This is a genomic window from Roseomonas sp. TAS13, assembly GCF_001950415.1.
Lineage (GTDB): Bacteria > Pseudomonadota > Alphaproteobacteria > Acetobacterales > Acetobacteraceae > Roseomonas > Roseomonas mucosa.
On the sequence record NZ_BDLP01000023.1, the window covers coordinates 16,049 to 27,475 of the forward strand.

At 71.8% G+C, this 11,427-nt stretch carries 7 protein-coding genes; all 7 read right to left on the minus strand.

All coding sequences use genetic code 11. From position 1 onward, the window contains the following. Positions 1 to 56 precede the first annotated feature (56 nt). Positions 57 to 1,352, minus strand: coding sequence for a D-amino acid dehydrogenase (locus ROTAS13_RS03860; protein ID WP_075821587.1), 1,296 nt, complete (start codon positions 1,350 to 1,352; stop codon positions 57 to 59). Positions 1,353 to 1,593: 241 nt separating this feature from the next. After that, a complete protein-coding gene (locus ROTAS13_RS03865) occupies positions 1,594 to 4,692 on the minus strand; it encodes an efflux RND transporter permease subunit (RefSeq protein ID WP_075821588.1) in 3,099 nt (1,032 codons plus the stop codon). 7 nt (positions 4,693 to 4,699) lie between these two features. Beyond that, entirely contained in the window at positions 4,700 to 7,843 is a 3,144-nt protein-coding gene (locus ROTAS13_RS03870; RefSeq protein ID WP_075821589.1) for an efflux RND transporter permease subunit, read from the minus strand. After that, complete coding sequence (locus ROTAS13_RS03875) at positions 7,840 to 9,177, minus strand: efflux RND transporter periplasmic adaptor subunit (RefSeq protein ID WP_226946008.1); 1,338 nt, start codon at positions 9,175 to 9,177, stop codon at positions 7,840 to 7,842. The genes ROTAS13_RS03870 and ROTAS13_RS03875 overlap by 4 nt, the downstream gene beginning before the upstream one ends. A 14-nt stretch (positions 9,178 to 9,191) precedes the next feature. Continuing rightward, positions 9,192 to 10,556, minus strand: a complete 1,365-nt coding sequence (locus ROTAS13_RS03880) for an efflux transporter outer membrane subunit (RefSeq protein ID WP_075821598.1) — start codon at positions 10,554 to 10,556, stop codon at positions 9,192 to 9,194. 122 nt (positions 10,557 to 10,678) lie between these two features. Continuing rightward, positions 10,679 to 11,212, minus strand: coding sequence for a periplasmic heavy metal sensor (locus tag ROTAS13_RS03885; protein ID WP_075821591.1), 534 nt, complete (start codon positions 11,210 to 11,212; stop codon positions 10,679 to 10,681). A 2-nt stretch (positions 11,213 to 11,214) separates the two neighbouring features. After that, positions 11,215 to 11,427 (minus strand): hypothetical protein (locus tag ROTAS13_RS26980; RefSeq protein ID WP_171979027.1); only part of this gene is annotated, 213 nt, incomplete at its 5' end.

The window sequence follows — 11,427 nt, forward strand, 5'->3', positions numbered from 1 at the left end:
ACACCCGCGGCGCTCCAGCCCGGCCCTCACCCGCGCGAAGACGCGGGTCCCGGACATCAGGCCGCCTGGGCGGTCCGCGTCACCCGCCCCATCGCATAGGGCTCCACCGGGATCCCCGTCTCCCGCCCTGCGATCATCGCCGCCAGCAATTCGCCCGTGCCGCAGCCGATGGTGAAGCCCAGCCCGCCATGGCCAAGGTTGAGCCAGAGCCCATCGATCCCGCTCGGCCCCAGGATCGGCTTCCAGTCCGGCGTCGCGGGGCGCAGGCCCGCCCAGGGCTGCGCGCGCGGCCAGTCGGCGGCGGCGGGGAAGACCTCGCGCGCCTGCCGCGTCAGCGTGCCGAGCCGCCGCTGCACCAGATCCGTGGCGAAGCCGACGAGATCCACCATCCCCGCCACGCGCAGCCGCCCCTCGGCTCCCTCCACCGCCCGGTCCAGCAGCGCATAGACCACCTTGTGATGCGCATCGGTGATGCTGACCTCCGGCGGCAGGTCGCCCGCCCGCACCGGCACCGTCAGGCTGTAGCCCTTGAGCGGATAGAGCGGCAGCATCAGCCCCAGCGGCTCGGCCAGCGACAGCGCCCCGATTCCGGAGGACAGGACGAAGGCATCCGCTTCCACCAGCCCCGCCGGGCTTTCCGCTGCGGCCACCGCGCCGTTCGACAGGCGCAGGGCCGTCACCGGATGGTTGAAGCGGAAGCGGATGTTCGGCCAGCCCCGCAGCACGCCGCGCAGCGCCTCGCAGAAGCCGTGCGCATCGCCCACCGCCTCGTCCGGCGTGAAGACGCCGCCCGCCAGCCTGTCGGCCGTGTCGCGCAGCGCCGGCTCCAGCGCCAGGCATTCGCGCGCATCCAGCACCTGCTGTTTCGCGCCGTACTGCGCCTGATACGCCACCAGCGAGGCCGCGCCGCGCAGGTCGCCCTCGTCGCGGAACACCACCAGCTTGCCGTTCTGCCGCCAGGAGAATTCCAGCGGGTCGCGCGCCATCATCGCATCGAGGACGCCGCGGCTGTGATAGGCCAGCGCCAGCATCTCGCGCGTGCCCTGCTCGAACACCTCGCGCCGCGAGGCCCGCAGGAAGGCCTTCAGCCAGCGCCAGAGCCGGGGGTCGGCCTGCGGCTTCAGCCGCAGCGGCGCCTCGCCGTCGAGGATCCAGTGCATGCCCTTGCGCGCCACCCCCGGCGCCGCCAGCGGCGCGACATAGGAATAGCTGAGCTGCCCGCCATTCGCCTTGCTGGTGCCCAGCCCCGGCCCGGCCTCGCGGTCGAGCACCGTGACCTCATGCCCGTCCCGCCCGAGGTGATAGGCGGCCGCCAGGCCGGCGATTCCGGCCCCCAGGACGCAGATCCTCATCGTCCGGGGCATCCGGCGCAGAGGAATGGCGGGGGGACAGGGCGGCATCCGGGCATGACAGGTCTCACGAGGCAGCGATCCGCTGGACAGGGAGCCGGAAAGCCGCTCCCTCTGTCAAACGATCATGCTCCCTGTCCGGAGGACCCGCCTATCCCGCGGGACGCAGCCCAGCCACCATCCACCCCCGGCCTCCGGTCGAAACGCTTCGTGGATGGCCTCCCGAAAGTGCCACGCCGGGGCCCTACTCCGCCGGCTCCAGCCGTGCCGGCCCCGGATCGCGCCGCCCGCGCAGGCGCCAGCGGTCGAGCGCCAGGTAGATCACCGGCGTGGTGTAGAGCGTCAGCAGCTGCGACATGACCAGCCCGCCGATGATGGAGATGCCGAGCGGCTGCCGCAGCTCCGCCCCCACCCCGCTGCCCAGCGCCAGCGGCAGCGCGCCGAACAGCGCGGCCAGCGTCGTCATCAGGATCGGCCGGAAGCGGTCGCGACAGGCGGCCAGGATGGATTCCTCGCTCGACGCGCCTTCCTCGCGCTCATGCGACAGCGCGAAATCCACCAGCATGATGGCGTTCTTCTTCACGATACCCATCAGCAGGATCACGCCGATCAGCGCCACGACGCTGAAGGAGGTGCCGGTGGCCAGCAGCGCCAGCAGCGCGCCCAGCCCCGCCGTGGGCAGGGTCGAGAGGATGGTCAGCGGGTGGACATAGCTCTCGTAGAGCACGCCCAGCACGATGTAGATCGAGAGCAGCGCCGCCAGGATCAGCAGCGGCTGCGAGCCCTCGAAATCCTGGAAGGCCGCGGCATTGCCGCCATACTGGGTGCGGATGCCGGCGGGCAGCATGATCTCCCGCTCCGCCTGCGCAACCAGCTCCTGCGCCTGGCTCAGCGAGACGCCTTCGGCGAGGTTGAAGGTGATGGTGGTGGCCGGGAACTGGCTGCGGTGCGTCACGCGCAGCGGCGCGGTCTCCCGCCGCACCTTCGCCACGGCCAGCAGCGGCACCGGCCCGTCGCGCCCGGGCACGAAGACACGGTCGAACTGCGTCGCGCTCTGTTGCAGGGACGGGGTGACCTCCAGCACCACGCGGTACTGGTTGCGCGACATGTAGATGGTGGAGACCTGGCGCTGCGCGAAGGCGTTGTTGAAGGCGGCGCTGATATCCTCCACCCCCACGCCCAGCCGGGCCGCGGCGTCGCGGTCGATGATCAGGCGCTCCACCAGCCCCGCGCTCTCCTGGTCCGAGGACACGTCGGTGATGCCCGGCACCGTGCGCAGCTTGCGGACCATCTTCTCGGTCCAGTCGCGCAGCTCCCCGATATCCGTGCCCAGCATCACGTAGGAATACTGCGCGTTGCCGCCCCGGCCGCCGATGAAGAGGTCCTGCTGCGACCGCATGAAGACGTTCACGCCGGGAATATGGCTCAGCGGCGCGCGCAGCCGGTCGATCACCTGGGCGGCGGTCACGCCACGCTCCTCGCGCGGCTTGAGCTGGATATAGATCGAACCCGAATTGGTGCCGCCGTTGAAGCCGGTGCCGATGGTGGTGCCGATGCTGGCCACCGCCGGGTCCGCCGCGATGATCTCGCCCACCCGCTGCTGCAAACCCATCATCCGGTCGAAGGAGGTGTCGGGCGCGGCCTGGCTGAAGCCCTGGATCAGCCCGGTGTCCTGTTCCGGGAAGAAGCTCTTGGGCACCACCGTGTAGAGCCAGACGGTCAGCACCACGAAGCAGAGCGTGGCCAGCAGCGCGGTGCGCCGGAAATGCAGCACCACGCGCAGCGTCCGCAGGTAGAAGCCGACCACCGCGTCCAGCGTCCGCTCGAAGCCCCGCGCCAGGCGGCCCGGCGGCCGTTCCGGCCTTGTCCCGCCGAAATGCGCCGTGATCATGGGCGTCAGCGTCAGCGACAGCACGCCCGAGACCAGCACCGCCACCGCCAGCGTCACCGAGAATTCCCGGAAGATGCGCCCGACCACGCCGCCCATGGCCAGCAGCGGCAGGAAGACCGCCACCAGCGAGACGGTGATGGAGACGATGGTGAAGCCGATCTCCCGCGCCCCCTCCAGCGCCGCCTCGACCGGCCCCATCCCGCGTTCGCGCAGGCGGGACACGTTCTCGATCATCACGATGGCATCGTCCACCACGAAGCCGACCGCGATGGTCAGCGCCATCAGCGAGAAGTTGTTCAGCGAGTAGCCGAGGAACCACATCACCACCAGCGTGGCCAGCAGCGACAGCGGCACCGCCGCGCTGGCCGCCAGGATCGAGGAAAGCCGCCGCAGGAAGACCGCCACCACACCGATCACCAGCCCGATGGAGAGCAGCAGCGTGAACTCCACCTCCTCCACACTGGCGCGGATGGTGCCGGAACGGTCGCTCTGCACGTTGACCTGGACGCCGCCCGGCATCCAGCGCAGCAGCTGCGGCTCCATGGCCCGCACGCCGTCCACCACGTCAATCACATTGGCATCGGCCTGCTTGTACACCTGCAGCAGCACCGAGGGCCGGCTGTCGAAGAAGCCCGCCTGCCGCCGGTTGCGGCTGCCGTCGGTGACCCGGGCGATGGCGGAAAGCCGCACCACGCCCTTGTCCGTCGCCTTGACGATCAGCGTCTGGAAGTCCCGCGCCCGCAGCAGGCGGCTGTTCAGCCCGATCGAGGCCGCCTGCTCCGGCCCGTCGATCAGTCCGTTGGCCTGGGTGACATTGGCGTTGCCCAGCGCGGTGCGCACATCCTCCAGCGACACGCCCGCCGCGGCGATGGCGTCCGGGTTCACCGCGACGCGCACCGCCGGCTGGTCGGCGCCCCCTACCTGCACCTGCGCCACCCCGTCCACCTGCGACAGGCGCTGCGCCACGATGCTGTCCGCCACGTCGTAGAGCGCGCTCTGCGTCAGCGTGTCCGAGGTCAGCGCCAGGATCAGCACCGGCGCATCCGCCGGGTTGATCTTGCGCACGGTGGGCGGGTTGGGCAGGCCGGATGGCAGGTCCTGCCGCGCCGCGTTCACGGCGGCCTGCACGTCGCGCGCGGCGCTTTCCTGCGTCCGGCTGATGTCGAACTGGATGATGATGTTGCCGGTGCCGGTGGAGGAGAAGGAGGTCATCTCCGTGATCCCCGCCACCGCGCCGATCTGCCGCTCCAGCGGCGCGATCACCGTCGCCGCCAGCGTCTCCGGATTGGCGCCGGGCTGGTTCACCTGCACGAAGATGGTGGGCAGGTCCACGCGCGGCATGGCCGAGACCGGCAGCTTCACGAAGGCCACGACGCCCGCCAGCATCATTCCCACCGCCAGCAGGAAGGTGGCGATGGGCCGCCGGATGAAGGGCGCCGAGATCGAGAACACCGCCCCGCTACTCCGCCGGCGCCGGGGAGGTCCCGCCCGCCCCGCGCCAGCGCGCCACCATGGCCCGCAGCCGCTCCATCGCCAGATAGACGGCGGGCGTGGTGAAGAGGGTGATGAGCTGGCTCAGCAGCAGCCCGCCGACGATGGACACGCCCAGCGGCAGCCGCAGCTCCGCCCCGATGCCGGAGGACAGCACCAGCGGCAGCGCGCCCAGCAGCGCCGCGGCGGTGGTCATCATGATCGGGCGGAAGCGCATCAGGCAGGCCTCCACCACCGCGTCGTGCGGCGACATGCCCCGCTCGCGCTGCGCCTCCAGCGCGAAGTCGATCACCATGATGCCGTTCTTCTTCACGATGCCCATCAGCAGGATGATGCCGATCAGCCCCACCACGGACAGGTCGAGCCCCCAGAGCTCCAGCGCCAGCAGCGCGCCGATGCCGGCGGAAGGCAGGGTGGAGAGGATGGTGACCGGGTGGATCAGGCTCTCGTAGAGCACGCCCAGCGTGATGTAGATCACGATGATCGCCGCCAGGATCAGCCAGGGCTGCCCGGCGAGCGAGGTGTTGAACTCCGCCACGTCGCCGCCGAAGCGCCCCTGCACCGTGTCCGGCAGGCCGATCTCGGCCTCGGCGGCATGGATCGCCTCCACCGCCTGGCCCAGCGACATCCCTTCCTCCAGGTTGAAGCTGATCGTCACCGCCGGGAACTGGTTCTCCCGCGTCACCAGAAGCGGCGCGCGCGTCCGGGCGAAGCTCGCGATCTCCGCCAGCGGCACCTCCGCGCTGGTCGTCGTGGTGGTATCGGAATCCGCCGCGCCGGTGCTCGTGCTGCTGCCGGTGACGCGGATCTGCCCGATCATGTTCGGATCGCTGCGCACCGGGTCGGCGGCCTCCAGCACCACGCGGTACTGGTTGCTCTGGCCATAGATGGTGGAGATCTGCCGCTGCCCGAAATTGTCGTAGAGCGCGTTGGCCACGCTCGCCATGCTGACGCCGAGGCGCGAGGCCTTGTCCCGGTCCACCTGGATGGCGATGCGGATGCCGTCGTCGCGCTGGTCGCTCGCCACGTCGCGCAGGCCGGGGATCCGGCGGAACCGATCCACCACGCGCGGCGCCCAGAGGCCCAGGCGCTGTGCGTCGGAATCGGTCATTGTGTACTGGTACTGCGTGGTGGAAAGCCGCGCGCCGATCTGGATGTCCTGCACCGCCACCGGATAGGCGATGCCGCCCGGCACCGCGTTCAGCCGCGGCTGAAGCCGCGCGATCACCTGCTGCGCCGTGGCGTCGCGCTCGTCGCGCGGGCGCAGCACGACGATGATGCGCCCGGTGTTCTGCGCCGGGTTGGTCGCCCCCGCCCCGGCGGTGACGGCGACGGAGGCGACCGCCGGGTCCTGCCGCACCACCTCGGCCAGCCGCTGCTGCAGCGCCGCCACCCTTGCGAAGGAGGCATCCTGCGGCGCCTCGGTGGTGATCTGGATCAGCCCGTTGTCCTGCGCCGGCAGGAAGCCCTTGGGGATCACCACATAGAGCCAGCCGGTCAGGATCACCGTGCCCAGCGCCACCAGCAGCGTCAGCCCCTGGTGCCGCAGCGTGACGGCCAGCATCCGGCCGTAGCCGCGCCGCATCCGCTCGAAGCCGCCCTCCACCCAGCGCGCCACCAGCCCCGGCCGGGAATGCGGCCGCAGCACCAGCGCGCACATCATCGGCGTCAGGGTCAGCGAGATGACCATGGAGACCAGCACGGCGGCCGTCAGCGTCTCGGCGAACTCCCGGAACAGCCGCCCGACCACGCCCTCCATGAACAGCAGCGGGATGAACACCGCGATCAGCGAGACGGTGAGCGAGACGATGGTGAAGGCGATCTGCCGCGCGCCCTCGAAGGCGGCCTCCAGCGGCTTCTTCCCTTCCTCGATCAGCCGCACGATGTTCTCGATCATCACGATCGCATCGTCCACCACGAAGCCGGTGGCGATGGTCAGCGCCATCAGCGACAGGTTGTCGAGCGAATAGCCCATCATCGCCATGACGCCGAAGGTGCCGATGATCGACAGCGGCAGCGACACCGCGGGCACCAGCGTCGCCCGCCCGCTGCCGAGGAAGAGGTAGATCACCCCCACCACCAGCGCCACGGCCAGCACCAGCGTCAGCTGCACCTCGTGCACCGAGGCGCGGATCGTTTCCGTCCGGTCCGACACGACCGACAGCCGCGCCCCCGCCGGCACGGCGGCCGAAAGCTCCGGCATCAGCGCCTGGATGCGGCTCACCGTCTCCACGATATTGGCGCCCGGCTGCCGCTGCACGTCGATCAGGATGGCGGGCCGGCCGTTGAACCAGGCGCCGTTGCGGTCGTTCTCCAGCGCCTCGGCGGAGGTGCCGACATCGCGCAGCCGCACCGGCGCGCCGTCCTTCCAGGCGATGATGACGTCACTGAACTCCGCCGGCGTGGTGATCTGGTCGTTGGCCAGGATGCTCGCCGCCTGCCGCGCCCCGTCCAGCGTGCCCTTGGGCGAGTTCTGGTTGGCGTTGGAGATGGCGGTGCGCACCGTCTCCAGCCCGATGCCATAGGCGGCGAGGCGCTGCGGATCGACGCGCAGCCGCACCGCGGGGCGCATGTTGCCCTGCACGCTGACCCGCCCCACCCCGCTCACCTGCGCCAGCTTCTGCGCCAGGATCGTGTCCGCCGTGTCGCTCAGCCGCGCGATGGGCAGCGTGTCGGAGGTCAGCGCCAGGGTGACGATCGCCGGGTCCGCGGGGTTCACCTTGCTGTAGGTCGGCGGATAGGGAAGCGTGGAGGGCAGCGTCCCCCGCGCCGCGTCCAGCGCCGCCTGCACGTCCTGGGACGCCGTGTCCATGCTCTTGTCGAGCCGGAACTGCAGCGTGATCCGGTTCACCCCCGGCCCCGAGACGGCGGTCATCGCCGTCAGGCCGGAGATCTGCGCGAACTGCCGCTCCAGCGGCGCCGAAACCAGCAGCGCCACCGTGTCCGGCGAGGCGCCGGGGAGCTGCGTGCTGACCTCGATGGTCGGGAAATCCACCTCCGGCAGCGAGGAGACCGGCAGGCGCAGATAGCCCAGGATGCCCCCCAGCAGCACCGCGATGGCCAGCAGCGTGGTCGCCACCGGCCGGGCGATGAAGGGCGCGGCGATGTTCAATTGCGGGCCCCCGCCTGGGGCCCCGATGCCCCCCCGGCCTGGGTCCCGGCCTGGGTCCCGGCCTGGGCCTCCGCCTGCCGGCGGGCCTGCCGCGCCGCGCTGGGTGCCGCCGGTGCCTCCGGCGCGGGCGCGGCAGGGTCCACCACCGAGACCGTGGCCCCCGGGTTGAGCCTCAGCGCGCCCGAGGTCACCACCCGCTCGCCCGGCTTCAGCCCCTGGCGGATCACCGCCTCCGCCAGCGTCACCGGGCCCAGCTGCACGCTGCGCTGCTCCACCTTGCTGTCGCTGCCCACCACGAAGACGAAGGCCCCGTCCGGCCCCTGCTGCACGGCCACCAGCGGCACCACCGTGGCATCCGGCACCGTCTCGATGCCGATGCGGAGGTTCACGAAGGCCCCCGGCCAGAGCCGGTTGTCCTCGTTCGGGAACACGGCCCGCGCCTTCACCGTGCCGGTGGCGCTGTCCACCTGGTTGTCCACGGTCAGCAGCGTGCCCTCCGCCCCCGGATCGTCGCCCGCCGCGATGGTGCGTACGGGCACCTTGCCCGCCGCCTGGGCGCGCAGCAGCCGCCCCAGCTCCTGCTGCGGGATGGTGAAGATGGCGGTGATCGGCCGCATCTGCGTCAGGGTCACGAGGCCGCTGCTGTCCGAGGTCTGCACGAGGTTCCCCGCATCGACCTGCCGCAGCCCCACCCGCCCGTCGATCGGGGAGCGGATCACGGTGAAGTCCACCTGCGTCTGCGCGCTGTCGATGGCGGCCTGGTCCTGCGCCACCTGGGCCTCGTACATCGCCACCTGGGCGCGCTGCGTGTCCACCTGCTGCCGGGTCACGCCGTTGGCGGCGAGCAGCCCCTGGTAGCGCTGCAGGTCCACCTTCGCATTGGCGAGCTGCGCCTGGTCATAGGCCTTCTTGGCCTTGGCCTGCTCCAGCGCCGCGACATAGGTGCGGTCGTCGATGCGGGCGAGGAGGTCGCCCTTCCGCACCTCCTGCCCCTCCCGGAAGGCCACCTCGACCAGCGTGCCCGAGACCTGGGAGCGCACGGTGATGGTGTTCAGCGGCGTCACCGTGCCCAGCGCGTCCAGGGTCAGCGGCAGGTCCCGGACCTCCGCCGTCGCCGCCGTGACCGGCACAGGCACGCCGCCGCCGGGTCCGGGGCCGCCCGGCCCGCGCCGCCGCGCCGCGCCCGGAGCGGCGGGCCCGCCGCTCCGGGCCGCCGTCGTGCCGTCCTGCGCTCCGCCGCCCAGATAGTGCTTCCAGGCCCAGTAGCCACCGCCGCCCAGCCCGGCGAGCAGGACGACCAGCACCACGAGGCGGGAGAAGGATGACCGTGTCATGGGGATCTTTCGTCTCAGCGCCAGCCGCCGCCCAGGGCGCGGAACAGCCCCACCGCGGCCTGGAAATAGGCGAGCCGCGCCTGCACCAGGCTGGTGCGGGCGGAGAACAGCGTTTGCTGCGTGTTGATCAGGGTGATCAGGTCGATGGTCCCGGCGCGGAGCTGCGCCTCGGAGATATTGTAGGCCTGCTGCGCCTTTGCAGCCGCATTCGCCTGCCGCTCCACGCGATCGGCCGATTCACGGAAGGCGATCAGCGCGTTCTCCACATCCACCAGCGCCGAGACGATGGCGCGGCGGTATTCCACCACCAGTTCCTCCGCCTGCGCCCGGCTGAGCGCAACCTGACCGCGCAGCGCGCCACCGTCGAAGATGGTCTGCGTGATCCCGGCGGCGAGCGTGAAGAAGGCTGCCTCCGGCGTCACCAGGTTGGCCAGGTTCAGCGTCTGGAACCCGCCCTGCGCCGTCAGCGTCACGGAGGGCAGCAGCGCCGCCCGCGCCGCCGCCACATTGGCGTTGGCCGAGGCGAGGTTGGCCTCCGCCAGATGCACGTCCGGCCGCCGCGCCAGCGCCTCCGCCGGCAGGCCCGGCGCCGCCACCGGCACGCGCAGCTCGTCCAGCCGCCCGCCGGTCACCTTGAAGCTCTCCGGCGTCCGCCCGATCAGCGTGGCGATGGCGTTGATGTTCTGCCCGATGGTCTGGCGCAGCGGCGGCACGGCCGCCTCCTGCTGCGCCACCACCGTCTCCTGCTGCGCCAGGTCCAGCCCCGTGGCCGTGCCCGCCGCCACCTGGGCGCGGATCACCGCCAGCACCCGGTTCGCGGCATCGAGGTTGTCGAGCTGCGTGCGCAGTTCCTCCTGCCCCTCCAGCACCGTGAAATAGGTCTCCGCGAGGGAGGCCTGGGTGGTCATCATCACCGTGCCGACATTGAAGCGCCGCGCGATCGCGGTCTGCCGCGCCGCCTCGGTGGCGTTGCGGTTCTTGCCCCAGAAGTCGATCTCGTAGCTCGCCGCGAGGGACAGGCTCTTGACCGAGCGTGCCGAGGTGCTGGCGCGCCCATAGCCGCTGGTGCGCGTCTGGCTGGCATCCCCGCTGGCATCCAGAGTCGGCAGCAGCGAGGCCCCGGTGATCCGAAGCTGCGCGTCGGCCTGCCGCACCTGCGCCTCGGCGGCGGCCAGGTCGAAGTTCCCCGCCGCCGCGGCCTCCATCAGCCGGTCCAGCTCGGGCGAGCCGAAGCCCTTCCACCAGTCCGGAGCGGGCCAGACGGCCGGCGTCTCGGCCGCCTCGCGGAAACGGTCCGGCAGGGCGAGGCCGGAGCTCACCGGCCCGGGCCGCGGCCCACAGGCGGCCAGGGCGGCGGCGGCACCGGCGAGCAGCAGCAGCGCCCGGCGGGGAGCCCCCTGGGGAGCCCCCTGGGCAACCCCGTGGGGAACCTCATGGGAGACAAGGCACGGAGCACCCCGGACGGGTCGCACGGCCGCGCCCGCAGCCTCAGCGAAATCGCTCAATCGTCCTGGTCCCCTGGCCCATCCCCGGCTCGATCCCCGGCTCGATCCCCTGCCCGGTCCCCGGGCCCATGGCCGCCGGCGTCCCGGCCGCGCCGCCCCTGGGAGCGACCGGGCGGCATGTCCTCGGCGATCCGGCGCCGGCCTTCCGGCGAGATCGCGCCCATTGCCTGCACCAGGTTGGTGTCGAAACTCTGGCCGAACACCGCCCCCTCGGTCCGCGTGGCGGCCAGCGCGGCCTGCAGCGCCGCCGGGTCGAAGGGCTCGCGCCCGATGCTGGCCCGCACCTCGGCGAAGGCTTTGCGAAGCCGCCGCCGGGCGGCGTCGCGCGTTTCCCAGCCCATCTCCATGCGCGCATGGAAGACCTCGCGGTCCCCGGGCGGCAGCAGGCGTTCCATATGGGCGACCAGCCGGCGCGGGTCCGCCGGCCCGCCGCCCGGATCGCGGAACAGCAGCAGCCCGCCGAGCACGAGGTTGAGCGCCAGCGACGCGCCGAAGCCGGCCCGCAGCAGGACAGGAATGGAAAGGCGCATCGTCAGGAATCGGTATCCAGCAGGGCCAGGACCTGGGTGGCGGAGATCAGGGCGTTGTCGTCATCCAGGCCGGAGGAGCCCGGCAGGCTGAGGCTGGGCGGCGAGATCGCCAGCCAGACGGCGCAGAGGGCCAGCATGGCCAGGGCACCACATCCGGCCGGCAGCAGCGGGCGGAACCAGGCCCGCAGCCGCCCGCCCATCCCCGGGGAAGCCGC

Excerpts from the sequence above, each read along its gene's own strand:
- ROTAS13_RS03860 (WP_075821587.1), bottom strand. The coding sequence starts at position 1,352 with ATGAGGATCTGCGTCCTGGGGGCCGGAATCGCCGGCCTGGCGGCCGCC.
- ROTAS13_RS03875 (WP_226946008.1), bottom strand. The coding sequence starts at position 9,177 with ATGACACGGTCATCCTTCTCCCGCCTCGTGGTGCTGGTCGTCCTGCTC.
- ROTAS13_RS03885 (WP_075821591.1), bottom strand. The coding sequence starts at position 11,212 with ATGCGCCTTTCCATTCCTGTCCTGCTGCGGGCCGGCTTCGGCGCGTCG.